The organism is Bradyrhizobium sp. USDA 3397 (assembly GCF_054060965.1).
This window is the reverse complement of record NZ_JBSSDS010000001.1, coordinates 586,247-611,340: the sequence shown is the minus strand read 5'-3', so window position 1 is coordinate 611,340 and position 25,094 is coordinate 586,247. Positions and strand designations below refer to the sequence as shown.

The 25,094-nt window shown below is 64.8% G+C and carries 28 protein-coding genes; 11 read left to right on the top strand and 17 right to left on the bottom strand.

The window, feature by feature from the left end:
- Window positions 1-55: 55 nt before the first annotated feature.
- The 7 genes from minE to ACVWYQ_RS02895 all read right to left on the bottom strand — a co-directional run bounded on the left by minE (window position 56) and on the right by ACVWYQ_RS02895 (window position 5,276).
- Window positions 56-337 carry a cell division topological specificity factor MinE gene (gene minE / locus ACVWYQ_RS02925; RefSeq protein ID WP_157287460.1) on the bottom strand — a complete coding sequence of 94 codons (282 nt, stop codon included), beginning with the start codon at window positions 335-337 and terminating at the stop codon, window positions 56-58.
- The gene (minD, locus tag ACVWYQ_RS02920; RefSeq protein WP_036022837.1) at window positions 334-1,149 is read right to left on the bottom strand and encodes a septum site-determining protein MinD; all 816 of its coding nucleotides are present in this window, start codon (window positions 1,147-1,149) and stop codon (window positions 334-336) included. Before minD ends, minE begins: the two co-directional genes overlap by 4 nt.
- Window positions 1,150-1,170: 21 nt before the next feature.
- Window positions 1,171-1,869, bottom strand: a complete 699-nt coding sequence (minC, locus tag ACVWYQ_RS02915; protein WP_275499248.1) for a septum site-determining protein MinC — start codon at window positions 1,867-1,869, stop codon at window positions 1,171-1,173.
- Window positions 1,870-2,127: 258 nt separating this feature from the next.
- Window positions 2,128-3,219: a TRAP transporter substrate-binding protein gene (locus ACVWYQ_RS02910; RefSeq protein WP_157287464.1), complete on the bottom strand. Its 1,092-nt coding sequence runs from the start codon at window positions 3,217-3,219 to the stop codon at window positions 2,128-2,130.
- Window positions 3,220-3,405: 186 nt separating this feature from the next.
- Window positions 3,406-3,906, bottom strand: a complete 501-nt coding sequence (locus ACVWYQ_RS02905; protein ID WP_404541440.1) for an SMI1/KNR4 family protein — start codon at window positions 3,904-3,906, stop codon at window positions 3,406-3,408.
- A 95-nt stretch (window positions 3,907-4,001) separates the two neighbouring features.
- Window positions 4,002-4,259: a hypothetical protein gene (locus tag ACVWYQ_RS02900; RefSeq protein WP_024338019.1), complete on the bottom strand. Its 258-nt coding sequence runs from the start codon at window positions 4,257-4,259 to the stop codon at window positions 4,002-4,004.
- A 66-nt stretch (window positions 4,260-4,325) separates the two neighbouring features.
- Complete coding sequence (locus tag ACVWYQ_RS02895) at window positions 4,326-5,276, bottom strand: DUF2778 domain-containing protein (protein ID WP_157287478.1); 951 nt, start codon at window positions 5,274-5,276, stop codon at window positions 4,326-4,328.
- 206 nt (window positions 5,277-5,482) lie between these two features.
- Between ACVWYQ_RS02895 and ACVWYQ_RS02890 the strand changes: the two genes are divergently transcribed.
- Window positions 5,483-5,923, top strand: coding sequence for a DUF1810 domain-containing protein (locus ACVWYQ_RS02890; protein ID WP_275499253.1), 441 nt, complete (start codon window positions 5,483-5,485; stop codon window positions 5,921-5,923).
- A gap of 10 nt (window positions 5,924-5,933) precedes the next feature.
- On the opposite strand, the gene ACVWYQ_RS02885 is transcribed toward ACVWYQ_RS02890, so the two are convergent.
- Window positions 5,934-6,710, bottom strand: a complete 777-nt coding sequence (locus ACVWYQ_RS02885) for a crotonase/enoyl-CoA hydratase family protein (protein ID WP_404541442.1) — start codon at window positions 6,708-6,710, stop codon at window positions 5,934-5,936.
- Window positions 6,711-6,744: 34 nt separating this feature from the next.
- Window positions 6,745-7,227 carry a tautomerase family protein gene (locus ACVWYQ_RS02880; RefSeq protein ID WP_404541444.1) on the bottom strand — a complete coding sequence of 161 codons (483 nt, stop codon included), beginning with the start codon at window positions 7,225-7,227 and terminating at the stop codon, window positions 6,745-6,747.
- Window positions 7,228-7,353: 126 nt separating this feature from the next.
- Between ACVWYQ_RS02880 and ACVWYQ_RS02875 the strand changes: the two genes are divergently transcribed.
- From ACVWYQ_RS02875 to ACVWYQ_RS02865, 3 genes are all read left to right on the top strand, one after another.
- Window positions 7,354-7,941 carry a TetR/AcrR family transcriptional regulator gene (locus tag ACVWYQ_RS02875; RefSeq protein WP_404541446.1) on the top strand — a complete coding sequence of 196 codons (588 nt, stop codon included), beginning with the start codon at window positions 7,354-7,356 and terminating at the stop codon, window positions 7,939-7,941.
- Between the two features lie 14 nt (window positions 7,942-7,955).
- Window positions 7,956-8,741, top strand: a complete 786-nt coding sequence (locus ACVWYQ_RS02870) for a 2-keto-4-pentenoate hydratase (RefSeq protein WP_404541448.1) — start codon at window positions 7,956-7,958, stop codon at window positions 8,739-8,741.
- Between the two features lie 85 nt (window positions 8,742-8,826).
- A complete protein-coding gene (locus tag ACVWYQ_RS02865) occupies window positions 8,827-10,908 on the top strand; it encodes a methyl-accepting chemotaxis protein (protein ID WP_404541450.1) in 2,082 nt (693 codons plus the stop codon).
- Here the strand turns inward: ACVWYQ_RS02865 and ACVWYQ_RS02860 are convergent.
- Together ACVWYQ_RS02860 and ACVWYQ_RS02855 are read right to left on the bottom strand one after the other, a co-directional pair.
- Window positions 10,905-11,495: an NADPH-dependent FMN reductase gene (locus ACVWYQ_RS02860; RefSeq protein WP_271546851.1), complete on the bottom strand. Its 591-nt coding sequence runs from the start codon at window positions 11,493-11,495 to the stop codon at window positions 10,905-10,907. The two genes, ACVWYQ_RS02865 and ACVWYQ_RS02860, sit on opposite strands and share 4 nt — an antisense overlap.
- Window positions 11,496-11,545: 50 nt before the next feature.
- Window positions 11,546-12,493 carry an AraC family transcriptional regulator gene (locus tag ACVWYQ_RS02855; RefSeq protein ID WP_404541452.1) on the bottom strand — a complete coding sequence of 316 codons (948 nt, stop codon included), beginning with the start codon at window positions 12,491-12,493 and terminating at the stop codon, window positions 11,546-11,548.
- 279 nt (window positions 12,494-12,772) lie between these two features.
- On the opposite strand from ACVWYQ_RS02855, the gene ACVWYQ_RS02850 reads away from it, so the two are divergent.
- Genes ACVWYQ_RS02850 through ACVWYQ_RS02840 form a run of 3 tightly spaced genes read left to right on the top strand, consistent with a single transcriptional unit; the run spans window position 12,773 to window position 15,380 of the window.
- Window positions 12,773-13,882, top strand: coding sequence for a DUF2336 domain-containing protein (locus ACVWYQ_RS02850; RefSeq protein ID WP_404541454.1), 1,110 nt, complete (start codon window positions 12,773-12,775; stop codon window positions 13,880-13,882).
- A complete protein-coding gene (locus tag ACVWYQ_RS02845) occupies window positions 13,879-14,211 on the top strand; it encodes a PilZ domain-containing protein (protein ID WP_271546855.1) in 333 nt (110 codons plus the stop codon). The genes ACVWYQ_RS02850 and ACVWYQ_RS02845 overlap by 4 nt, the downstream gene beginning before the upstream one ends.
- Window positions 14,212-14,261: 50 nt before the next feature.
- On the top strand, window positions 14,262-15,380 hold the full coding sequence (locus ACVWYQ_RS02840; RefSeq protein WP_271547268.1) for an HD-GYP domain-containing protein: 1,119 nt from the start codon (window positions 14,262-14,264) through the stop codon (window positions 15,378-15,380).
- A 26-nt stretch (window positions 15,381-15,406) separates the two neighbouring features.
- Here the strand turns inward: ACVWYQ_RS02840 and ACVWYQ_RS02835 are convergent, their stop codons facing one another.
- Both ACVWYQ_RS02835 and ACVWYQ_RS02830 read right to left on the bottom strand, forming a co-directional pair.
- The gene (locus ACVWYQ_RS02835; RefSeq protein WP_036000317.1) at window positions 15,407-15,610 is read right to left on the bottom strand and encodes a hypothetical protein; all 204 of its coding nucleotides are present in this window, start codon (window positions 15,608-15,610) and stop codon (window positions 15,407-15,409) included.
- A 133-nt stretch (window positions 15,611-15,743) separates the two neighbouring features.
- A complete protein-coding gene (locus ACVWYQ_RS02830) occupies window positions 15,744-16,421 on the bottom strand; it encodes a nitroreductase (protein WP_225114113.1) in 678 nt (225 codons plus the stop codon).
- 116 nt (window positions 16,422-16,537) lie between these two features.
- On the opposite strand from ACVWYQ_RS02830, the gene ACVWYQ_RS02825 reads away from it, so the two are divergent.
- Complete coding sequence (locus ACVWYQ_RS02825) at window positions 16,538-17,500, top strand: alpha/beta hydrolase (protein WP_157284660.1); 963 nt, start codon at window positions 16,538-16,540, stop codon at window positions 17,498-17,500.
- 6 nt (window positions 17,501-17,506) lie between these two features.
- Here ACVWYQ_RS02825 and ACVWYQ_RS02820 read toward each other — a convergent pair whose 3' ends face one another.
- The gene (locus ACVWYQ_RS02820) at window positions 17,507-17,968 is read right to left on the bottom strand and encodes a cupin domain-containing protein (RefSeq protein ID WP_036000328.1); all 462 of its coding nucleotides are present in this window, start codon (window positions 17,966-17,968) and stop codon (window positions 17,507-17,509) included.
- Window positions 17,969-18,171: 203 nt separating this feature from the next.
- Here ACVWYQ_RS02820 and ACVWYQ_RS02815 point away from each other — a divergent pair, with 203 nt between their 5' ends.
- Window positions 18,172-18,420 (top strand): hypothetical protein, encoded by a 249-nt coding sequence (locus ACVWYQ_RS02815; protein ID WP_271546860.1) that lies wholly within the window; start codon window positions 18,172-18,174, stop codon window positions 18,418-18,420.
- A gap of 295 nt (window positions 18,421-18,715) precedes the next feature.
- Window positions 18,716-19,768, top strand: a complete 1,053-nt coding sequence (locus tag ACVWYQ_RS02810) for a type II asparaginase (protein ID WP_404541457.1) — start codon at window positions 18,716-18,718, stop codon at window positions 19,766-19,768.
- 3 nt (window positions 19,769-19,771) lie between these two features.
- Here ACVWYQ_RS02810 and ACVWYQ_RS02805 read toward each other — a convergent pair whose 3' ends face one another.
- The gene (locus ACVWYQ_RS02805) at window positions 19,772-20,647 is read right to left on the bottom strand and encodes an MBL fold metallo-hydrolase (RefSeq protein WP_404541459.1); all 876 of its coding nucleotides are present in this window, start codon (window positions 20,645-20,647) and stop codon (window positions 19,772-19,774) included.
- Between the two features lie 141 nt (window positions 20,648-20,788).
- On the opposite strand from ACVWYQ_RS02805, the gene ACVWYQ_RS02800 reads away from it, so the two are divergent.
- Complete coding sequence (locus tag ACVWYQ_RS02800) at window positions 20,789-21,772, top strand: glycerophosphodiester phosphodiesterase family protein (protein WP_404541461.1); 984 nt, start codon at window positions 20,789-20,791, stop codon at window positions 21,770-21,772.
- Here the strand turns inward: ACVWYQ_RS02800 and ACVWYQ_RS02795 are convergent.
- Window positions 21,769-23,391, bottom strand: a complete 1,623-nt coding sequence (locus tag ACVWYQ_RS02795; RefSeq protein ID WP_456725398.1) for an ABC-F family ATP-binding cassette domain-containing protein — start codon at window positions 23,389-23,391, stop codon at window positions 21,769-21,771. The genes ACVWYQ_RS02800 and ACVWYQ_RS02795 overlap by 4 nt on opposite strands.
- Window positions 23,392-23,668: 277 nt before the next feature.
- Window positions 23,669-24,949, bottom strand: a complete 1,281-nt coding sequence (locus ACVWYQ_RS02790) for an amidohydrolase/deacetylase family metallohydrolase (RefSeq protein ID WP_271546870.1) — start codon at window positions 24,947-24,949, stop codon at window positions 23,669-23,671.
- Window positions 24,950-25,094 lie beyond the last annotated feature (145 nt).

The window sequence follows — 25,094 nt, the reverse complement described above, 5'->3', positions numbered from 1 at the left end:
CCCGCCATGCCCGGCGGACCGCCTTTTCACCCACCCCAAAACGTGAAGCTGCGCTCTACGCGACCGCCACCTTCTTGCGCTCGAAGTCGTTGGGCACCTCGATGTCGACCTCGAGGGTCGAGACCTCGTCGCCGCGTTCGAGCCGGACGATGACCTTGGTCGGGTCCAGCGTCACATGCTTGGACACGACAGCGAGAATTTCCTCACGCAGCACACCGAGCAGATCGGGCTGGCCGCGTATTCCACGCTCATGGGCAAGCAGGATCTGCAGCCGTTCGCGTGCGACCGGCGCTGTGGCCTTCTTGCCGCGGAGAAGTCGAAGCAGACCCATGCTCATGCAGCCCTCCGTCGCAGCAGGCGGTCCATAAATCCTCTGCGCTCGGCAGGAACGTGCATCGTCACGTTCTCGCCGCAGAGGCGCTTGGCGGCGTCCATATAGGCTCGTGCCGGCGCTCCATCGGCATTCGACAGAGTCACAGGCGTGCCGACGTTGGAGGCCTTCAACACGTCCTGGCTCTCGGGGATGATGCCGAGCAAGGGCGTGGCAAGGATCTCCAGGATGTCATCGATGGTCAGCATCTCGCCGCGCGCGGCGCGCGAGGGATCGTAGCGGGTGATCAGGATGTGCTTCTCGACGCGTTCACCCTTCTCGGCCCGCACCGTCTTGGAATCGAGCATGCCGATGATGCGGTCGGAATCGCGCACCGAGGAGACTTCCGGATTGGTGACGATCACGGCCTCGTCGGCAAAGCGCATGGCCATGGAGGCACCGCGTTCGATGCCGGCGGGGCTGTCGCAGATCACCCAGTCGAACCGGCTGCGCAACTCGGCGATGACCTTGCCGACGCCCTCCTCCGTCAGCGCGTCCTTGTCGCGGGTTTGGGACGCCGGCAGCAGCCACAAATTCTCCAGCCGCTTGTCCTTGATCAGCGCCTGCGGGAGTTTGGCGACGCCCTGCACCACGTTGATGAGATCGAACACGACGCGGCGTTCGGCGCCCATCACGAGGTCGAGGTTGCGCAGGCCGACGTCGAAATCGACGACAACGACCTTGTCGCCGCGCTGCGCGAGCGCCGCTCCCAGCGCGGCGGTGGTCGTGGTCTTGCCGACCCCGCCCTTCCCTGATGTCACGACCAGTACCTTACTCATTTGAAATGTCTCCTTTGCTGGTCAGTTCAGTGCTGTAATTCGCATGGTATTCCCCTGCAGCCAGGCCTGCGCCGGCTTGCCGCGCAGGGCCTCGTCGATGTCCTCGGCGGTTTGATAAAACCCGTCGATTGCAAGCAGTTCGGCCTCGATCTTCTGGCAATAGATGCGCGCGCTGGTGTGACCGTTGACGCCCGCCATAGCGCGGCCGCGCAGCGCGCCGTAGACGTGGATGGAGCCGCCGGCGACGATCTCGGCGCCCGAGCCGACCGAGCCGAGAATGGTGACGTCGCCTTCTGGGAAGATCACGGTCTGGCCCGAGCGCACCGGGGATTCGAGCAGCAGCGACGTCGGCTTGGTCTCGACCTTCGCTTCGGCCTTCTTCGACGCGCTCGGCTCGACCACGCAGCTGCGTCCGCCCGACAGCAGCGGCGGCATCATCGGCGTCAGCCTTCCCTCCTCCACACCCTCAATGCCGAGCACGCGGATGTTGCGGTCCTGCAGGCTGGTGAGCAGATGGCCGATGCCGGCCTGGCTGAGATCGACCGAGGACAGGTCGATCACCACCGGCCGGCCGGCGAAAAAGCCGGGCGAGCGCGCAATCGTGGCGTCGATCTCGTGCAGCCAGTCCTGCACCGGAACCGTCGGCGTGAACACGAAAGCCACATAGGAGCGCCCGCGCAGGCGCACCATCTGACGTTGGACCTTTGCTGCAGCCTCCATGGCGGCCGACTCGTTCCCTGTTATTGAATGGTTAACGATGCGGCCGATATGGTTAATGGCTGGTTAATGCCTCCGTGCGGTTACGTGAGCGGATGCAAAGTCCTGTACCCTGGATGGAGCCAACGGTCGGCGCGACGCGCCGCCCGTTGGCGCAATCCGGGTCTCGCGCCTCACCCGGCACTCTCCCGGATTGCGCTGCGCTTCATCCGGGCTACGAAGCTGGGCGCGGCGTAAACACCGCCCCCTCGTCTCTTCCGCTCAGGTCTTGCTGCGCGTCTTGCTGAGCAGATAGTTGTCGTAGAAATTCTCCGCGATCTGCGTATAGAACAGCACCTCCTTCATATACGCGTCGTGGCTCTCCTTGGTCCGCTTGAACAGGTCGCTCTTGGCAGCGAGCTCGTTCAGGTGCTCCTGGGTCGCGTTGTAGCAGGCCTCCAGCACCGGTTGCGGGAACGCCTTCAGCTCCGCGCCGCCTGCGATCAGGCGCTTGAGCGCCGCCGGATTCACGCTGTCGTATTTTTCCAGCATCCAGGCGCCGGCCGCCGCGCCCGCCTGGTTGACGATCGCCTGATATTGCTTGGGCAGCGAAGCCCATTTCTCGTCGTTGACGATCATGTGCAGCATGGCGCCGCCTTCCCACCAGCCGGGGAAGTAATAGTACTTGGCGACTTTCTGGAAACCGAGCTTCTCGTCGTCATAGGGACCGACGAACTCGGCGGCATCGATCGTGCCCTTCTCGAGGGCTGGATAGACGTCGCCACCGGCGATCTGCTGCGGCACGACGCCGAGCTTTGCCAGCACGTGGCCGCCCATGCCTGCGATGCGGAATTTGAGACCCTTGAGGTCGTCGACGGTCTTGATCTCCTTGCGGAACCAGCCGCCCATCTGGGTGCCGGAATTGCCGCAGAGGATGGCGTGCGCCTTGAACGGTTTGAGCGCCTCGTTGGTGAGGTCTGCGCCGCCGCCGAAATGCCACCACGATTCCTGGTGGCGATGGTTCATGCCGAACGGCGCGCCGGTGGCATAGGCCAGCGCTGGCTCCTTGCCGATGTAGAAATAGAGCGGGGTCTGCGCCATCTCGACCGATGCCGTGCTGACCGCATCGAGCGCCTGCAGGCCGGGAACGATCTCGCCGGCCGCAAAAGTCTGGATCTGGAATTTGTTGTCGGTGGCCTCGGCAACGTATTTCGCAAAGGTCTGCGCCGTGCCGAAGATGGTATCGAGCGATTTCGGGAAGCTCGACGTCAGGCGCCATTTAATCTCGGGCATGCTCTGCGCGATCGCAGGGGCCGCAACCAGCGTGGTCGCGCCGGCGACCGCACCACCTTGGAGGAATGTACGGCGTTTCATGATGGGTCTCCCTTGAACTCAGCGTCGAATGGATGGCTTGGGCCACGGTTTCTTGTCGAACCGTTTGCCCGTTCCGGGAGCGGAGTTCAAGCGACGGAAAAGACAGGTCGGGCGTTGCACCGGATACCGTGGACCAGCTGGACCCAGCATGTCGCGGCGGACCCGCCCGCTCGGCCCGGCCTCGCCTCAGGCGGCCGCTGCTTCCTCGTACAGGCCGGCGATGAAATCGCTAAACGTCGGTGCTAGCGGCAGGACATAGCCCCATTGATCGGACATCGCCTGCGCCAGTGTCCAGGGCTTTTCGTATTCGGCCATCTCGTGGTCCATGAACCAGATCTTGCCGAAATGGGCCTTGTCGATCGTCATGCAGATCGGGTTGCCGCCGTGATCGCTCATGATCCACAGCAGCTCATCGACGGTCGGCCATTGCGGCGTCTGGCGCGTCTGCACCAGCGAGCACTCGTCGGTCCGCAATCCCAGCACCTCCTGCACCGAACCCGCCCAGTCCCCATGCGGCCAGTTGAAGTCGGCGCCCCCCTGATGATAGCCGCCGGCGCAGGCCAGCAGGAAGCGGCGATAGTCGTCCGGCAAGCGACAGCCGATGGACGTCTCGAAGGCGGTGAGCGCGGCTTCGGTTGGTTGCTCCGCGCCAACGTCGATGCCTGCAATGAATTCTGCCAATTTCATATTCCCTCTCCCTGGCGCGGGACGCGCAAGCCTTCGTCGCACCCGCCTTGCAGTGGGTTCGAGGACGACGGATCAGGCCAGAGGGAGAGATTCTCTCAGAGCAGCTTCGCGCTGACGAACAGCGCGCGCACGGCGTTGGTTGCCTGCACTGCCAGCATGGCGTTACCGGCGGCGCCTTCCAGGGCCGCGACGGCGTCCTCATGCAGCGAGCGAAATTCCATCCACTCGACCGACTTGAAGTTGGTCAGGAATTGATAGGCCTGACCGACGGTCGCGATCGCCAACGTGTCGCCGTTCAGCTTGATCTTGAACGTCGTACGCAGCGGGGTCTCGGAACTGGATGGATCACTCATGGGCTGCTTCTGGACGAGGACGGCTTAACGAAGGGGAAACGGCAGCCCCGCCGTCGCAGGCGAATATCAGGAATCGGTGCTCGCGCGCTGCGAGGCGGTCGTCGCTCCGCGCAGGCTCGGCACCACGACGAGGCGGTTGAACTCGCCATTGTCGTAGGCCTTGATGAACCGATCATAGTCCTTGATCGAGACGCAGCCGTTGGAATCGCCGCGCGGCCCGAGCAAGTAATTGTGCGTGAGCAGCCCGACGCGGCCGAGCGCGCTGGTGCCTTCGACCGGGGTCATGCGCAGCGCACGGACGCCGTGGAATGGCTTTTCGCGCGGCTTCAGATCGTAGATCGCCGGCGGCGTCGCGCCGACCATCCGCCGATCGACATGGTCAGGATTGTCCATCAGCGCGCCCAGGCCGGAATGGGCTTCCAGCGCCACGCCGCTCGGCAGGTAAACCGCCTTGGCCGAGATGTCGTAGACCGCGGTGCGCGAATCGTAGCCGAGAGCGGCGAGGTCCGGCCCCCTGCCGAGCAGGCCGTCGCCGGGCGTCAGCGAGGCCAGCTTGATCTTGTCGGTGAATTTTTCGAAGAAATTGCGGTTGTCGACCCTGAGATTGGTGTCCGCATAGGCCTGGCTGGAGGCGATCTGAGCGGAGAAGTCCGCCTGGACCGGACGCGCGCGCGGCATGGGGATGGCGTCGGCGCGCTGCGAGCGCCTCGCCTCCTCGGTCATGTACCGGTCGTCCTCGGTCAGGATCGAGCGCCAGTCGTCGCCTTGGAGCTTCTGGGCCAGCATCGCCTTGGCATCCCGCAGCTTGAGCTGGGCCGCATTCACCGCGGAGCGCTCCAGCACCCGCAGACCAAGCTCGCGCGGCGACGGGCCGGCCGAGGCCGAGGCGAAACGGTCCTCGAATGAGGGGGCATTGGCCGGCGGCAACGCCGCGGAGACCAGCGGGGTCGAATCGCTGATATCGGCGACCCACGCGGCGGCGCCGAGCGCCAGCGCCATCGCGGCCACAGACAGCAGAATCGTTTCAGCCCGCCCGACACGGCGGCGCGACAACAGCCTCTCGGCGTGTGCTGCGTCGGAAACCATCAGATCCCCAAATCGACCCCCGGGGGCTTACCCACCCCCACCCGGAGAGACTCTATACCAGCTACCACATTGGGAGCCAAAAGTTAGGCATAATCGGGGCCGCCAAGGCCCTCCAAAGGTATCCCCTAAGGTATCCAATGACCGATCCGTTCGATCTCGATCGCTTTGTCCGGGCCCAAGACCCGGTCTACGGCGACATCTTGGGCGAGCTGGCTAGGGGCCGGAAGCAGACTCACTGGATGTGGTTCATCTTCCCCCAGGTCGCAGGTCTCGGGTTCAGCGCCATGTCGCAGCGCTATGCCATCGGCTCCCGCGCGGAGGCCGAGGCTTATCTCGCCCACCCCATCCTCGGCGGTCGCCTGATCGAATGCACCAGGCTGGTGCTCGCGGTCGATGGCCGGACTATCAACGCGATCCTCGGCGCGCCGGATGACGCCAAATTCCGCTCGTCGATGACGCTGTTCGGCGCGGTCTCCGACGAGCCCGTCTTCGATCAGGCGCTCGCCCGATATTTCGCAGGCGAACGCGACGGCGCCACGCTGGAGATCCTCGCAAAGCTCGATCAGGCGCCGCGCTAGTCGGCGCCGATCAGCGCCCCTGGAAGACGGCCGCTCGACGCTCGATGAAGGATTGGATGCCTTCCTTGGCGTCGGCACTGCCGAGCACGCGATCGCGAATTTTCGGGATGTAGGCAATCGCGGCCGCTTCGCCAGCTTCGACATAGTTCGCCGCCGCTTCCTTGGTCACCTGAATGCCGAGTGGCGCATTGCGCGCGATCATGGCGGCGAGCGTCATCGCCCGCTCGATCTGCTCGCCTGCAGGCACGACCTCCTGGACGAGACCGATCGCATGCGCGCGCTGCGCCGAAAACTCGTCGCAGAGGAACAGATGATACATCGCATCGCCCCAGCCGGCCCGCGACAGGAAGCGAAAATGCGCGCCGCCCAGCGGTGCGATGCCGCGCCTCGCCTCCATCTGGCAGAAGCGTGAGTCATCGGCTGCAACCACGATGTCACCGGCGAGCATCAACTCGATGCCGATGGTGTAGACGATACCCTGCACGGCCGTCACGATCGGCTTGCGGCAGCGCTTGTTGAGCCCGAACGGGTCGACATTGCCGTCCTTGGTGTTGCGCTTCTCCGCGGTGGGACCGAAGAATTTGGGCATATCGAGACCTGCAGTGAAATCCCCGCCCTCGGCGCAGACCACGCCGACGCGATAGGCATCGTTGTCGTGCAGTTCGGTGAGTGCATCGGACAATTGCTCCATCATCGCAGGCGTGAACGCGTTCTTCTTCGCGGCGTTGGCGATGATGATCTTGAGGACGTGGCCGTGCACCTCGGTGCGGATCTGACCTTCGCTCATGTGCTCGTCTCCCGATTGTGGTGTTGGCAGCAAGTCAGGCCGGCTGCTGAAGCGCCGCGCGGATCGCCTCGATCCGGGCCGGCGTGAACACGCCGGAATCCAACAGCTGAAGGATCGAGAGCACCCCGCCGCGCGATCCCCAGCTTCCCTCATCGATGATCTCGAAATTGACCCACCAGGTCGGCGACGGCGCCGGCATGCTGCAGGCCTCCGCAAGTCGCGCCAGCACGTTGCGGATCACCTCGGCGCGCACCTCCGGCGGCCAGGCCGCGTTCATGACGGCGATGTTGACGGTGATGATGTCGCGCGGCTTGTCCTGATCGCACAGCAACCGGCCGCCGATCGCCATGCTGTCGGGCGGCAGGTCGTGGAAATGCACCTGGAACCCCATTCGGGCCGCCGGCGCCTTCTGGCCGACCTCCGGCTCGAGCACGGCGTCGGTCAGGCTTTCCGCAAGCTGCCGACGCTGCGGCAGGCCGAGCCGTCCGGCCGGTGCGGTGACGGTGATGATGGTCAAATTAGCATCTCTCCACGAATATGACACTCGACATATTTCAGCGCGGCTTGCTTATGTCAAGTGTCATAGTCTAGATGGAGATGGCCAATTGCAGGATTCCCGATGACTGCCACCACACGCGACAGGATGATCGCCGGCGCCGCCGACCTGATGAGCCGCCGCGGCGTCAACGCCACCAGCATGCGCGACGTGGTCCGCCACACAGCGACGCCGCGCGGCTCGATCAGCCACCACTTCCCCGACGGTAAGCCGCAATTGATCGCCGAAGCCGTGACCTTCGCCGGACGGCAGGTATCCATTCCTCTGGAGAAAGCCATGAACGAACGCGGCGTGATCGGCGGCCTCAAGGCTTTTGTCGCATCATGGCGCCGTCAGTTGGAGGCAACCGGCTTCGAGGCCGGCTGCCCCGTGCTCGCCGTGGCGGTCGATCGCTATGTCGGTGAGCCCAGTGACAAGGACGACGCGGCCGCGCAGCAGCACCTGCTCGACCTCGCCGACGGCGTGTTCGCCGATTGGCGGCGGATCATGCAAGCAGCCTTGTTGCGCGAAGGACTGGCTGCCGAGCGCGCCGAGCGGCTTGCAACCCTCGTCGTCGCCTCGATCGAAGGCACGGTCGCGATGTGCCGCGCCAGCCGCAGCGCCGACGCGCTCGATCAGGTTCAGGAGGAACTGGAGATCGTCCTCGCAACCACCCTCGCCTGTACAAAAAAATAGATTGGAGACGCGCAATGGACTTATCCCGGCAACGCGAACTCGCCCGTCAGCTCGCCGATTTGCGTCGCGAGGGCCGGCAACAGAGCGGCCTCGACGAACGGCTGGTCCCACCGGATGCGGACACGGCGTACCAAGTCGCGCAGATGGTGGAAGAAGAACTCGGCTGGGATGTCGTCGGCTGGAAGATCGCGGGCATGAAGTCCGGGCTCCAGCGTCAGCTTCGCATCTCCGCGCCGATCTATGGGCGGGTGTTCGCGCCCCTGATCAAGAGTTCGCCCGCCAGCGTCGAGCATGCCAGACAATGCAGCCCGATCCCCGAAGTCGAGTTCCAGGCGCGTCTCGGCGCCGATCTGCCGCCGCGCGCGAAGCCCTATAGGGTGGACGAGGTCGGCGACGCCGTCGCCTCATTGCATCCCGGCATCGAGCTCGCCGAGTGCCGCTTCATTCACGACGCGGCGTTTCCGCCGATGCCAGCGATTATGGCCGACGGCTCCGGATCAGGAACGATCGTGCTCGGAGAGCCCATCGCCGACTGGCGCAGCCGCGACGTCGCCACTCAGGATGTCGTCCTCAATTGCAACGGCATTGAGAGACGCCGCGGCTCCGCTGCAGAGGCGATTGACCATCCGCTGGTGCCGCTGGCCTGGCTTGCCAACGAGCTGTCGCGGACCGGCATCGGTCTCAAGGCCGGCCAGACGATCAGCACGGGAACGCTGACCGGTATGCTCCGGCCCAAGGCTGGCGAAACCTACGTTGCCGATTTTGGCCCGCTGGGATCGGTCAGCGCGACCTACAGCTGAGACGGCAAAAGAGCGTAAACCGCAGATTAACATGGCCGCCCTATCGTCCGGGCGAAATAATTCTCCGTTATTTGCCGGACAGATCATGAAAATCGGTACGCTCCTGACCAGCGCCATCGTCTCGCTCTCGACCGTCGGCGGCGGCCTCGCCGTCTACGTCGCCGTGACGAAATATCAGACCATGGAACTGATCAGCGAGGCGCAAGGCCGCCTCGCGATCGTCCGCGCGGTCAGCGACATCCCGCGCTATCTTAATCCGGAGCGCGGCTTTTCCACCAACATCCTCTATGGACCTGCGGCCATCGACCCTGCGCTGCTGGCCGAGCAGGACAAGCTGCGCAAGCAGACCGACCGCGCCCGCGACAAGATGAATGCACTGCGCAAGGAGCTGCCCGGCCCGTTCGACGACGGCACCACGATCGGCAGCAACATCGACGGCATCAACGCGAAGTTCACTGGCTTGCGCGAGGCCATCGACAAGGCGCTGGCGGGCCCCGCCGATGCGCGCAAGGACGCCGCCAAGAAGATCGTCGTCGACAATGCCGTGCTCAACGGCGGCGTGACTGCGCTGCTCAACGAGCAGGTCCGCCGCATGGCGATCCTGAACGGTGACGCCTACCGGCAGGCCAGCTACGCCAATGTCGCGATGACGCTGCGCGACGTCGGCGGCTTCAACTCCAGCCTGCACAAGAATCTCCTCGGCGGAAAGAAGCCGGCGACCGACGCCGAGAAGGCCGACATTGCCCGCTCGCAGGGTCGCAACGATCAGATCGTGATGTCGCTGCAGGAATTGCGCGGCAATCCAACAACCCCGGCGAACGTCGCGGAGGCCCTGGAGAAGTTCAACGCGATCTATGTCGAAGAGTTCGGCCGCGAGCTCAAGCTGGTGAAGGACGGCGCGATCACCGGCAAATACGAACACGACATGGATACCTATTACGCCGCCACGCAGCGCGGCCTCGGCACCATCATCGGCGTCCGCGACGCCTTCTACGACAACGCCGAGCAGATTCTCGCCGGCGCTTCGTCGGCCGCGCACACCAGCTTCACGATCGCGCTCGTCGGCCTTGTCGCCGTGCTGATCGCCAGCGCCGGCCTCATCGTGACGGTTCGCCGCCGCGTCTGCGCGCCGATCGTCGGCCTGACGACGCGCATGTCGCGGCTCGCCGACGGCGAGGTTGCGGAGACCATTCGGGGCGCCGAGCGCTCCGACGAGATCGGCGCGATGGCCGCGGCCGTTCAGGTGTTCAAGGACAACATGATCCGCGCCGATCGGCTCGCGGCCGAGAAGCAGGCCGAGAACGACGGCAAGATGCGCCGCGCCCAGGCGCTCGACGATCTCACCCGCGCCTTCGAGGCCAAGGTGACCGAGCTGGTCGGCGGCCTGTCGCGGGCCTCTGCTGCAATGGAAAGCACCGCGCAGTCGATGACCTCGACGGCGGCGCAGACCAACAGCCAGGCCGCCGTGGTCGCCGCCGCCTCCGAACAGACCTCGACCAACGTGCAGACGGTCGCGAGCGCCACTGAAGAGCTGACCTCCTCGATCGCGGAGATCGGGCGTCAGGTCGCCCAGAGCACCGAGATCGCGGCACGTGCCGTCGACTATGCCCGCCGCACCGGCGACACCGCGCGCACGCTCGCCGAGGGCGCGCAGAAGATCGGCGACGTCGTGACGCTGATCCAGAGCATCGCCGAGCAGACCAACCTGCTTGCGCTAAATGCGACCATCGAAGCCGCCCGTGCCGGCGAGGCCGGCCGCGGCTTTGCCGTGGTCGCCTCCGAAGTGAAGTCGCTGGCCGGCCAGACCGCCAAGGCCACGACGGAGATCTCCGAGCAGATCACCGCGATCCAGACCGCGAGCGACGAGACGGTGGCGGCGATCCGCAACGTCGCCGACGTCATCGCCGAGATCGACCAGATCGGCACCGCGATCGCGGCGGCGATCGAGGAGCAGGGCTCGGCGACCAAGGAGATCGCCCGCAGCGTTCAGGAGGCCGCCCGCGGCACCCAGGAGGTCAACAGCAACATCTCCGGCGTGCAGTGCGCCGCCGACGACACCGGCGCCGCGGCCAGAGAGGTGCTGGGCGCGGCCGAGCAGCTCTCGATCCAGTCGCGCGATCTCGCCGGCCAGTTCGAGCGCTTCCTCGGTGAGGTCCGGGCGGCCTAGTAAGGTGGCGCCTTGCGCGCGCGCTGCGCTTTCGCCGCCTCGATCCACCACGTCAGATCGTCGGCGAAGCGCGGAAACGAGCGCTCCAGGGCCTTGCCGCCATCGCCGATCGGCTCGCCGGCTTCCGACAGCGTCTGCGCGATCGGGCCGACACCGATGGTGCTCGATACCACCACCATGCCCATCTCCGAGAGCGTGCCGTGCCAGGCGGTCGCCGCGCGTGCTCCGGACAGCCGGCCGGCCGAATAGCTCACGATCGCGGCCGGGCGCCAGAACCATTCCTCCAGGAAATGGTCGGTGAGGTTCTTCAGCCCAGGCTGCATGCCCCAATTATACTCGCCGGTGACGAAGACGAATCCGTCGGCCCCGCGGATCTGCCCGGCCAGCTTCTCGAGCGCCTCCGGCGCCGAGCCCTTGGGATGTTCCTTGTACATGCGGTCCAGCATCGGCAGCCCGATCGCCTTGGCGTCGATGAATTCGACGTCCTCGCCGCGGCCGCGCAGCCGGTTGATGACGAAATTCGCAAGGCGGATGCCCATGCGGTCGGAACGGTAAGAACCGTAGAGAACGAGAATGCGATTGCTCATGGCTCGACGGTAGCACGAAACCGGCGCCCAGCCCTACTCGATTTGTCGCATTACCGTCCGCGACCATGCTCCAGCGTTTGCGACGGCGTCTCGCCGAACTGGTCGCGGTAGCTTCTGGAGAAATCGCTGAGGTGCCAGAAGCCGTACGCCAGGGCCACCGCCTTGACGCTATCGGCCCCGGCGAGAAGGCGCCGTCGCACCAGCCACAGCCGGTGCAGACGCAAATAGCGGTGCAGGCTCATGCCGCGATAGCGGCGGACGACGTCGTGCATGGTGCGAACCGACAGCCCGAGCTTGCGGGCGATCTCGTCGCTATAGATCGGCTGCGACAGGTCGTCGGACAGCAGCGCGCGGATATCCTGGAAGATCCTGAAATTCCGTCCGTCGTTGGGACCCAGGGTCCAGCGGACCGGAACGATCGATTCAAAGACCTCGTCGACGGCTGCGAGCAGGGACTCCTTCATCGCGGCGCTCTTCAACAAGAGCTCCGGTGGCGGGACCGGCCCGGACGCCTCGGCCAGCACCCCACGAACCACGCCGCGCAGCCGCTGCAAGCCAGTCGCGGAAACCTCAAAGATCTTGAAGCTCGAGAGCGTGGGCGGCCAGCCACGATCCCTCACCTCCGGCCTGAAAACGACCGAGGCGATTTGCCGCTGCACCTCCTCGACGGTGGTGTAGGCCGCCCCGCCGTTGCCAATGACCACAACGGGCCGCGCCCGTTGCGAGCCGTTGAAGCGAATTGGTACGTCGAGGTCGTCCATCGTGAAGCCGATCGCCGTGCAATTCTCGACGAGCTGTGCGTCAACCACCCGCGGAAACGCGCGCGTCAAGTTCACGTCGCAGCCGGGCAACGACAGGATTGTCTGCTCGGCCGAAATCTTCGGTACAAGGGACGTGAATTCGAAATTCAGCCCGCGAATGGCGCTTCGAAATTCGTCGGCATCTGAAAAGTGAAATGTTCTGAGCGCCACCCCGGGCACATCATCAATTTTGTTCATAGCAATAAAAAAACGCAGTGTCGTGTTTGAAGTCCGTCCGGCCGCGTGCCGCTCCCCCTTTCGGCTTTCGGTTACGCCGAAACAATCAAACTTGTCCTAGACCATTGAAGATTAAAGACAGGCCGTGGCGCCGTGTCCCACCAAATTTCGATAGTATTTCCTGGAATTTGGCGGTGCATTAATACCCCAACATTTAATTTTTAAAATCAAAAATTAACGAATGTAAGATGCAATAACGAACGTTGTATAGTCAAGTTTTTTCAACTCAGGCTCCCGCCAATGATGGCAAGTTCGCCTGCTGATACTCTGGTCGAGTTGGAAGACGCAGTCGCAACGTGTCCGCTGGACCGCTGCACCCGCATCCTCTCCGGCATCTTGCAGCTGCTCACCAGCAGCCGCGACCGGCCTCAGGAATTGCTCGCCAATGTGACCGACGGCGTTCTGCTGCGGTTGACGGAGCGGGTGGGGGCCGGTGCGCTGATCGATCTCAGCACGGCACTCGCGGAGCTCAAGGTGGCTCCGCCGAAGACCGTGCGACGCCTCGCCTCCCACCGCGATCCACAGGTGGCGTGCCCTGTCTTGCTCAGCTCGCAGTCACTGTCCGCGGCCGATCTCAACTCGATCGCGGCCGCGACCGGCGAACGGCAGCAATGTGCGATCGCCGCCCGCGCGCCTATCGATCCGCCGGTGATCGAGACGCTGATCAAGGGCGGCGCCCGCAGCGCGTGTATTGCGCTGATCGGCAATACAGAGGCACGTTTCTCTGATGCCGCTTACGCTGCGCTCGTTGAGAGATGCCTGACGGATGGTGAACTCACGAAGGCACTGACGCTCCGGCCGGATACGCCCGACACGGTCGTGCGGGAGTTGCTGTCGACCTCGGCAGCGCCGAAATCCGGCACAGGGCAGAAGGCCGCCGTGTCGCCTCGAGCCGCAGCGGCCGCGCCAAACATCGCCAAGCTGCCCTGCGCGGCCGCCTATGCAAGCGCGCGGCCGGAGATCGTCGCCCTCAATCGCATCGGCAAGCTCAACGATTCCGCCGTGAACCGCTTTGCGATCCGTGGAGAGACCGCCAATCTGTTCACGGCGCTGTCGGTGCTTTCGGGGGCGCCTCTCGACATCGTCGAGCACGTCATGGCCGACGAGGATTGCGAGGGTCTGGTCATGGCCTGCCGCGCGTCACGGCTCAACTGGCAGACCACGCTCGCCATCCTGAGCAATCGCAGCGGCGCGCGTCTTTCCTTTGCCCAGCGCGAACGAGCCCAACGGATCTTCGAGACGCAGTTGCTGTCCACGAGCCAATGGACGGTGCGCTGGGGGCAAATCGCCGCAAGCGCCAAGCCAAGCGATGGGACGCATCGCGCCGCACGAGTGGGAGACAAGCAATGAAGTTCGATGGCCGCAAGGCGGCGCGCGTGCGAATGGACCACCGGCAGCCCGTCAATCTGATGGGCTCCGACGGCACCTGGCGGCGCAGCTGCGTCCTGCTCGACGTCTCGCAGACGGGCGCGAAGGTCGAGGTCGAGGGCACGCTGGACGTGCTCCAGGCCAAGGAATTCTTCATGCTGCTGTCGTCGACGGGCCTGGCCTACCGACGCTGCGAGCTGGTCTGGATCGACGGCACCACGGCCGGCATCCACTTCGTCACCTCGCAAAGCAAGAAGAAGCAGGCGAGTACGCCGGCTGCCGCAACGCAGGCCGCCGCTCAGGCCAAGTAGACGAGAATTCGACCCCTCGATGGGAGCCCGCGATATTCCGGGTCATGTCCGTGCAGAACGCGCAAACCACACTCAAACCCACCAGCCTCGACGGCACCGCCGTCGCTGGAGCGCCGCGCCCGTTCGTGCATGTGCTGGCCGACACGTCCGACAAGCTGGCCGGTGTGTGCTCGATCCTCGAGCAACGCTTTGCCGTCGCGGGCGAGCGGCTGGACGCTGAGGCCAAGCTGTCAGAGGTGCCGTCCGCCATCGTCATTCGCGCCGAGCTTCGCGATGTCGACAACATCGCGGCGATCAAGAAACGGGCGGGCAAGCTCGCAAAAGCGAAGAAACGGATTTTCCTGCTGGAGCACACCTCGCATGTCTCCGTTTCGCAGGCCTATGCGCTTGGAGCGACCCTGGTCCTGCCGGGCGCGATCAACCGGGCGAAGCTGCTGGCGGCGCTGTCTGATCCGCCTGATCCGCTCTCGGCTGCGTCGCGCGCGAGCGCGCAGGCCGACACTGCCGTCGAGACCGCCGCGACCGCGATCGCATCCATGTTCACCTCCGTCACCCTGGGCCAGCCGCTCGACGTAAACGCCACCAAGGAAGCCGGTCGCCAGATCGCCGATCGCATCACCCGGCATGGCCTGACGGAGTGGCTCATGACGGTGCGGCGGCACCACGAAGGAACCTATCAGCATTGCCTGCTGGTGACCGGTGTCGCCATCGACTTCGGACTGAGCCTCGGCGTCGGCAGGGCCGACCTGGAACGTCTCTACTCGGCGGCCATGTTCCATGACATCGGCAAGGCGCAGATTCCGCTCGCCATCCTCGACAAGCCGGGCCGCCTCGATGCCGCCGAGCGCGCGCTGATCGAAACGCATCCCGCCGCCGGCCATACGTTTCTCAAGGACCATGACGGGATCTCGCCGGAGATTCTCGATGCCGTCCGCCATCATCACGAGTACCTCGACGGGAGCGGCTATCCCGATGCGCTCTGCGCCGAGAGCATTGGCGATATCGTCAGGATTCTAACGATCTCGGACATCTTCGCAGCCCTGATCGAGCACCGGCACTACAAGCCGACCATGCCGCGCGCAGAGGCCTACGACGTTCTGTGCGAGATGACAGGCAAGCTGGAGAAGGCGCTGGTCCGCGCGTTCAAGCAGGTCGCGCTCACGCGGTGAGCGCTGTGACCCGTCTCGAGCGCAGCCTAATGCGTCGCACGATGGCTGGCGCGGCGCGGGATGGAGCGGCAGGCCAGCCCGTCGGCCAGCAGCTTCATGTCCTCGTGCCGGCCGCTGCGAATCAGCCGGCCGAACTCTTCGGGTGTGAAAGGAAGACTTGGATCATCATCGATCTTAGGCCGCAGTCGCGGACCGAAGAACCGCCGAACCAGGCTAGCCAGCCGCCGCATATCAATTCCCTCGCGCCAGCAACAAACCTCTCAGTCCGCATATTGTTCCTCCCGCGACTTCGAGATTGCAAGAGGCCACTCGCGACACCGCACCAAATATTTTCCGCCAGAGAATAATCTCCTCTTGCTCGTGCTAATCGGCAAAACCCACGTAACGCACGAACTGGTGGTTGTGCTCGCGGTCCGAGCGTACGGCGTTCGCGGCAAAGCCGTCGTCGGGATAGCCCATCGCGACACAGGTCATGATGACCTCGTCTTCCGGAATCTCGGCGACCTCGCGCACGATGTCGGAGCGCATGATGCCCTGCCCGTTGATGACCGAGCCGAGCCCGCGGTCCCACGCCGCGAGCACGATGCCGTAGCAGAGCGCGCCGAGATCGAAGTGGCAGACCGCGCCGGGATCGAGCACGCGGTCATAGGTCAGCACCAGCGAGACCGGCGCGTCGAACTGGCGGAAGCCGCGCAGCACCCAGTCCTGCCGCATCGGCTTGTCGTCGCGCGCGATTCCCATCGCGCCGAACAGCTTCTTGGCGATGTCGACCTGCCGGGTGCGATGCACGCCCTGGTATTCGCCATGGCTGACGATGTCGCGCTTGACCTTGGCGCCGCCGGCCATCTCCGACATGTTGCGGCGACGCACCTCCTCCAGCGGATGACCCGTGAGCACATGGACATGCCAGGGCTGGGTGTTCATCGACGAGGGCGCGCGCTTGGCGCTCTCGATGATCGCCTCGATCACCGCGCGCGGCACCGGCTCGTTCTTGAAGCCACGCACGCTGCGGCGCGACTGGACCAGCGTCTCGAATTCCACCTCGTGAACCTCCCTGCCCGTTCGTCCGGCCCTGTGACGCACGCCGGTTGCCGATGCGGCCCGTAAAACCTATGCTAATGACCAAGCAAGACCAAGAACCCTGTGAGGATACGCCCATGGCCGCACCGCTCGATCCCGTCATCGCCCAGATCATTCCGCTCATGCCGATGCGCGATCCCACGGTCATGACGCCACAGAGCGCCCGCGATTCCTTGCGCGCACTGGCTGCCTCGCGTGCCGCCATTCCGCCGCCGCCGGTCGATAGCGTCGAGGATATCAGGGTGAAAGGCGGCGCCAGTCTGCTTCCCGCACGGGTCTATCGGGTCGGCGCCGCGCCGGCACCGACGGTGGTGTTCTTCCACGGCGGCGGCTGGGTTGCGGGCGATCTCGAAACCCACGACCGGCAGGCGCGCAACCTTGCGATCGAGACCGGCGCGGTCGTCGTCTCCGTCGACTACCGCCGCCCACCCGAGACGCGCTTTCCCGGCGCCTTCGAGGATGCTTTCGCCGCGGTCAGCGACGTGTTTGGCCGCGTCGCGGAATTTGGCGGTGACGCAAAGCGCTTCGGTGTTGCCGGCGACAGCGCCGGCGGCAATCTCGCAGCGACGAGCGCGATCGCCTGTCGAGAGGCCGGCATCAAGCTCGCCGCGCAACTGCTGGTCTATCCGGTCACCGACGTCGTCGGCGCTTATGCCGATGCGCGCGAGAACGCGCGCTATCCCTCGCGCAGCGAGAACGCCGAGGGCTACTTCCTCACGCGGGCGACGATGGAATGGTTCTGCGGCCATTATCTCGCCGATCCCGCACACGCCGGCGACTGGCGCGTCTCGCCGCTGCGGGCTGCCTCCTTGGCCGGCGTCGCGCCCGCGGTCGTAACCACCGCCTGGTTTGATCCCCTGCGCGACGAAGGCGCCGCCTATGCGCGGGCGCTGGAGGCCGCCGGCGTTCGCGTCAAGCACCATGAGGGTCCCGGCCTGATCCATGGCTATTTCGGCATGGGCGACGCCTCCGACGTCGCACGCGCCGAAGCGCAGCGCGCGCGGGCCGACTTCAAGGCGCTGCTGATGCGCGGCGCGTGAAGGCGATCAGGCGCTCTGCGCCCGCTGCGCCGCTGTGTGCCCCCAGGTCTCGTCCCAATCCTGGCCAGCGGCATCGACCACGCGGCCGTCGGCCTCGAAAAACTTGTTCGGCACCTGGAAGATCGCCAGGATCAACGCGCCGTCCGGGCACCAGGCGGCGTGCCGGCTGCCCGCCTCGCGCCAGATGAATTCGCCGGCCTTGCAGGCAATGCCCTTGGCCGGCCCCTCCTTGTCGACGAGCGCGCCTTCGATGACCCAGCTCTGCTCGATGCCGACATGCTCGTGATCGGGCAGCACCGATCCTGGCGCAAAACGCATCAAGGCGGTCATCAGCCCCGTCCGCCGATCGAACAGCAGCGTCTTGGCCTCGCAGCCCGGAAAGCGCGTCTTCTGCCAATCCATGTCTTGGGGGCGAACCAGGTGGGAATGCCGATCGGCTGCCTGGTCGTGCGGGATCGCGGCGTCCATCACGATGCTTCCTCTCCATCTCAAGGGACCAACGCTAGCAGGATCGCCCGATGCGGTCAGCGAGCACTGCAACAGAGGCGACATCTCCCGCGCTTGAAGCGCAAAAATCAGCGGGCGACCGGGCGGCCCAGTGCTCATCCTGCTTGATTGCGCCACGATTCCCGGCTCCAATCTGCCGGCCATTTCTGGTTCAGGAGACCCCCATGATGAAGCGGATTTTCGTCGCTGCGATCGTTGCCACCTTCGCAGCGGGTTCGGCCCTTGCGCAAGAAACCTGCGAGAGCAAGGCCGTCGGCAAGGACGGCAAGCCGCTGGCCGGCGCCGCCAAGACCTCGTTCCTGAAGAAATGCAAGGAAGACGCCTGCGCGCCCAAGGCCGTCAGCGCCGACGGCAAGCCGCTCGCCGGCGCCGCCAAGAACAGCTTCATGAAGAAGTGCGAGACCAGCGCGTAAACGCGCAGTCCGTTCCCGGCTTTTTCAGCAAAGCCATCACAGGCGAAATGCCGTCATGGCCGGGCAGAAGCGCGTCTTCGCGCGAGAATGTCCCGGCCATTTGCTTTTTGTGCCTCCCCGCCGCCAGTTTCCGACACGCGCCGAGCGCGTAAAGCAAACGCGCCGCGACCCTAGACAGAACGCAGCGGCTGACAGATGATGCGGCGCTGAGCGAACCGGGGCGCATCAACGAGGCTTCCAGCAAAGGATGGACGAGATGTTGCAGTTCCGCGTGCGTGATCACTTGGTGGCGATAATGAGCGTGCTCTTTACGCTGCTTATGATCGTTGACGTTGCCAACGCGAGAGGCCCCGGCCTGCCCAACGTCATGGTTCTCGCAACCGGCGGCACGATCGCCGGCAGCGGGGCGAGCAGCACCACCGTCATCGGGTATACCGCGGCCACGGTGGGCATCGAGACCCTCTTGAACGCCGTCCCCGAGTTGAAAACCGTGGCCAACGTCAAGGGCGAGCAGGTCTTCCAGATCGCCAGCGAGAATATGAACGATGATTATTGGCTGAAGCTCGCCAAGCGCGTCAATACGCTCCTCGCGCAGGACGACGTGGACGGGATCGTGATCACGCACGGGACCGATACGATCGAGGAAACCAGCTATTTCCTGAATCTGGTCGTCAAGAGCAAGAAGCCTGTGGTCGTCGTCGGTGCGATGCGTCCATCGACCGCGATCAGCGCGGACGGCCCGATCAATCTCTTCAATGCGGTGATCCTCGCAGGCAGTGAAGAAGCCGTCGGCAAGGGCGTGCTCGTCGCCCTCAACGATCAGATCAACGCCGCGCGCGACGTCACCAAGAACAACACGACCACGGCAGACACCTTTCGCACGCCCGAACTCGGCTTTCTCGGCTACATGCAGGGCAACAAGCCGTATTTCTATCGCCAAACGACCCGCCGGCACACGGCGGATTCCGAATTTGACGTGTCCAAGCTCGATGTCCTGCCGCAGGTCGACATCGTCTACGGCTACGCCAACATGAACCGGGTCGCGATCGACGCCTTTGTCGCTGCCGGCGCCAAGGGGGTCGTGCATGCCGGCGTGGGTGACGGCAGCCTGGCCCGCCCGGCGGTCGAGCCGGCGCTCGACGATGCCCGCAAGAAAGGCGTGCTGATCGTTCGCAGCAGCCGTGTCGGCAACGGCATCGTCGCGCGCAATGGCGAGGCCAAGGACGATGAGCACGACTTCGTCGTCTCGGATACGCTCAATCCCCAGAAGGCGCGCATCTTGCTGATGCTGGCGTTGACCAAGACGACCGACACCAAGGACATTCAGCGGATGTTCTACGCCTATTAGAGGCTACTTGCGCTTGAAACGGTAATCGAAAGCGGCGCCGAACGGCTTGATCAGCCCGGCCGTCGGCGCCGGAAAATGGATCGGCAGGATCAGCGTGTCCGTGTCGGCAACAGAGGCGAAGAACTTTAGTCGCGACATCGCCGACTGCTTCGCATCCCAATCCGGCTTCGCCGACCAGCCCGGCTCGCGGCACTGGATCTGGTGATGCATGAGGTCGCCCGCGACCACGGCGCGCTGGCCGTTCGAAGAAATGTTCACGCAGCAATGACAAGGCGAATGCCCCGGCGTCGGGGTCAGCGTCACGGTATCGTCGAGCGCGTAGTCGTCGTCGACCAGCAGCGCCTGCCCGGCCTCGACGATCGGCAGGCAATTGTCGCGAAAGACGGTGCCGGGCGGATTGTTGCCCTTGGCATGCTCGGCCTCCCAGGCCGCATACTCGCCCTTGTGGAAGACATATTTCGCGTTGGGAAACGTCGGCACCCAGCGTCCGTCGCGCAAGGTCGTGTTCCAGCCGGTATGGTCGATGTGCAGATGCGTGCAGAACACGTAATCGATCTGCTCGAAGCCGATGCCGAGCGCGAACAATTCGTTGCGCCAGCGCGCCTTGCCGGGAAAATCGAACGGCGGCGGATGGCCCTTGTCCTCGCCGGTGCAGGTGTCGACAAGGATGGTGTAACGCGGCGTGCGGACCACGAAGGTCTGATAGGTGATCACCATCATGCCGCGCGCGGCGTCGAACACCTCCGGCTCCATTGTCGGCAGATGGCGCTCGAACACGTCTTCGTCATAGGCCGGGAAGAAATCCTGCGGCCGGCGCCACGGCCCCTCCCGCTCGATCACCGCATCGATGGTGATGTCGCCGATCCGCAGCTGCTTCATGGTTGTTCGCTCCCATTTTGCGAAGCGTAACGAACAGACGGGGGGCATTCAAGACGCCGACCGTACCGGGACGTCATGCGCGGGGTGCCGCAAATCGACCTCAAACAATGAGGATGATGATCATGGAATGAGGAATGGCTGGTGGGCAGGAAACTGAAAGTGACCGCGGCGATCACGATCGCCGTCGCAGCTGCAATCTACGTCAACAACACAAGCCTTCTGGCGCCACATCGGGATGGCAAGCCGGTGCTGCTCGCCCATCGCGGCATGGCGCAGCGGTTCGATGAACGCGACCTGAAGAACGATACCTGCACCGCCGCGCGGATGCTGCCGCCGGTGCACGACTATCTCGAAAACACGCTGCGCTCGATGCGCGCGAGCTTCGAGGCCGGTGCCGACGTGGTCGAGCTCGACGTGCACCCAACCAGTGACGGCGAGTTCGCCGTCTTCCATGACTGGACACTCGACTGCCGGACCGACGGCCTCGGCGTCACCCGCGCGCAGAGCGTGGCAAAGCTGAAGACGCTCGATATCGGCTACGGCTACACCGCGGACGGCGGCAAGACCTTCCCGTTCCGCGGCAAGGGCGTCGGCATGATGCCGACCTTGTCGGAGGTGTTCGCCGCCTTCCCCGACAAGCAGTTGCTCATCAACGTGAAGAGCCGGGACCCGGACGAAGGCGAGAAACTTGCCGGCGTGCTGACCACGTTGTCGGCCGGGCGGCGTAGCACCATCATGGTCTATGGCGGCGACGAGCCCATCGACGTGATCCGTCGCCTCGCCCCGGATGTCCGCACGATCTCGCGGAAGTCTATCAAAAGCTGCCTGGCACGCTATATCGGATACGGCTGGACCGGTCTCGTCCCAGAGGCCTGCCGCAACGCGATGGTGCTGGTGCCAATCAACGTCGCCCCCTGGCTATGGGGCTGGCCCGATCGCTTTCTCGCGCGCATGAACGCCGTCAACAGCGCTGTGTTCGCGCTCGGCCCCTACAGCGGCGGCGAGTTCTCCACCGGCATCGATACGCCGGAATTGCTTGCGCGGCTGCCGCAAAGCTATTCCGGCGGCATCTGGACCAACGAGATCGAGGCGATCGCCAGGCTCACCGGCAACAGCAGAGATTAGCTCCGCAACCCCGGCGCCTCCTGGCCGGTGCGCGCGACATATTCGGTGTAGCCGCCGCCATATTGGTGGATGCCTTCGGGCGTCAGCTCCAGCACGCGGTTCGACAGCGTCGCCAAGAAATGCCGGTCGTGCGAGACGAACAGCATGGTGCCCTCGAAATCCGACAGCGCATTGATCAGCATTTCCTTGGTGGCGAGGTCGAGATGGTTGGTGGGCTCGTCCAGCACCAGGAAGTTCGGCGGGTCGAACAGCATCTTGGCCATCACGAGGCGCGCCTTCTCGCCGCCCGAGAGCACGCGGCAGCGCTTCTCGACGTCGTCGCCGGAGAAGCCGAAGCAGCCGGCGAGCGCGCGCAAGGAGCCCTGCCCCGCGGTCGGAAACGCGTCCTCCAGCGATTGGAACACGGTGCGCTCGCCGTCGAGCAGATCCATCGCGTGCTGGGCGAAATAGCCCATTTTGACGCTGCCGCCGAGTGCCACGGTGCCCTCGTCGGGCTCGCTCGCGCCGGCAACCAGCTTGAGCAGCGTCGATTTGCCGGCGCCGTTGACGCCCATCACGCACCAGCGCTCCTTGCGCCGGATCATGAAGTCCAGCCCGTCATAGATGCGCTTTGAGCCATAGCCCTTGTGCACGTTCTTGAGCGCCACGACGTCCTCGCCCGAGCGCGGCGCCGGCAGGAAGTCGAACGCGACGCTCTGGCGGCGCCGCGGCGGCTCGACCCGCTCGATCTTGTCGAGCTTCTTGACCCGGCTCTGCACCTGCGCCGCATGCGAGGCGCGCGCCTTGAAGCGCTCGATGAACTTGATCTCCTTGGCGAGCATGGCCTGCTGGCGCTCGAACTGCGCCTGCTGCTGCTTCTCGTTCTGCGCCCGCTGCTGCTCGTAGAATTCGTAATCGCCGGTGTAGGTGGTGAGCGAGCCGGAATCGATCTCGATCACCTTGGAGATCACGCGGTTGATGAACTCGCGGTCGTGCGAGGTCATCAGCAGCGTGCCCTCGTAATCGTGCAGGAATTTTTCCAGCCAGATCAGGCTTTCGAGATCGAGATGGTTGCTCGGCTCGTCGAGCAGCATCACGTCGGGACGCATCAGGAGAATACGCGCCAGCGCCACGCGCATCTTCCAGCCGCCGGAGAGTTTTCCGACGTCGCCGTCCATCATCTCCTGGCTGAAGCCGAGCCCCGCCAGCGCCTCGCGCGCGCGGCCGTCGAGCGCATAGCCGTCGAGCTCCTCGAACCGGTGCTGCACCTCGCCGTAGCGGGCGATGATCTCGTCCATCTGGTCGGCCTTGTCGGGGTCGGCCATGGCGGCCTCAAGCTCGCGCAATTCGGCCGCGACCTCGCTGACGGGACCGGCGCCATCCATCACCTCGGCCACCGCGCTGCGGCCACTCATCTCGCCGACGTCCTGGTTGAAATAGCCGATGGTGATGCCGCGATCGGTCGAGACCTGACCCTCGTCGGGCAGTTCCTCACCGGCGATCATCCGGAACAGCGTGCTCTTTCCGGCGCCGTTCGGCCCGACGAGACCGATCTTCTCCCCCTTGTTGAGGGCCGCGGAGGCTTCGATGAACAGGATCTGATGGCCGGCTTGCTTGCTGACGTTGTCGAGGCGGATCATGAGGACATTTTTCGGGGCATTTTTGCGTTGCAGCGTCATACGGCATGCGGGCTGCAAGGGGAAGCCCGGGACAGGCCGGGATCCGGCCCATTCGGCCCATTCGGCCCATGACCGTTCGGCTTTGGGGCCTACGGACAAATGGCTCGGGCCAATTGCGTCCGGCACAGGCGACATCCGACGCCCGGCGCTCAAGCTGCCCGGCCTCGGCCGCTTCGGGGTCACGCCCGGCCTGTAAGAACTTTTCGCCGAAATCTCAAAAAGGCTTGAGATCGGCTCTCTATCTCACTGAGAAAGGAGCCTGATAGGGCCGCCCGAACGGCACGCCGTTGATGACGGTCTGGACCGGCTTGAGGTGGGCTTTCCCTTCCCTTTTGTTGTTGCGCGTATCAACGAAGCTGACGGGTCCCTCGACCAGCTCCATGATCGCGACGTCGGCGGGCGCACCGACCTGAAGCGTGCCGATCTTCGGCGCACGGTTGATGATTTTGGCCGGCGCGGTCGTTGCCATTGCGACCACCTGCTCCAGCGTGAAACCGAGCGTCATGAACTTGCTCATCACGTTGGGCAGGAAGGGTATGCCCGGCGAATTGCCGGAGAAGACGTGGATGTCGGAAGAGATGGTATCAGGAGCGCATCCGCCGGGGATCGCCACGTCCGCCACGGTGAAATCGAAGCTGCCGCCGCCATGCCCGACGTCGAACATGACGCCGCGCTGCTTGGCCGCGAGAGCCGCAGGCAGCAGCTTGCCGTCCTGAACGATATTCGTGAAGACGCTCGACATGTTCGGGGCGCCCGAATAGGCATGCGTCAGCACGTCGCCGGGGCGCATCAGGTCGAGGATCTCAGACATCAGCTCCTTGGATTCGACCCCGCCGATATGCACCATCATCTTCGCCGGCCATCCGCACATCTCGCACGCCTGGATGCCGCGCTTGAGCGGCTCGAGCCCGTGCTTGAAGATGACGTTTTCCGACATGCGTACCTTGACCCCGAGCAGGAAGTCCGAATTCTCGGCCAGTGCCATGGCGCAGGCTTCGGTCTGCGCGGTGTCGATGTTGTGGAGCTCGGCGACCGGGAACGCCGACAGGCCGTTATTGGCGATGTGGACGAAGGCGTACATCCGCGCCCGCGTCTGGGCCACGATGAAGCGGCGCAACGCCGCCAGATTGTTAACGCCGGCATCGCCCGCCGACACGACGGTCGTCGTGCCCTGGAACTGCACCAGCTCGTCGGCGGGAATGCCGATGGCCGAGCCGTAGGGATAGACGTGACAATGCAGATCGATCAGGCCGGGCATCACCAGCTTGCCCGCGGCGTCGATGCTCTTTTGCGCGCGCTCGGCCGGGATCGTCTCCTGGACCGCCTCGATCGTGCCCCAGCGGATGCCGATATCGCGCCTGGCGCGCAGCGACTGGCTGGGATCGAGCACCTCGCCGCCCCGGATCACCAGATCGTACTTGTCGTTCGGCCCCATCGCCCCGCGCGCGGGCGCGGCGAGGCCGACGGCTGCCGCCGACGTCGAGAGTGCCAGGAAATCGCGGCGTGACAATGCAGGCATGATGATCCCCCCTCTGTGCTTTTGTTGATGGCGACGGCCGGGCTGGATGACCAGATCCGCTTCCGCCGCCACAGTCGAGTTCACAACGAACGGGATTGGAAATGAAGCCCGGATGATCCAATCCTATGCTGCGCCGCGACAGGCG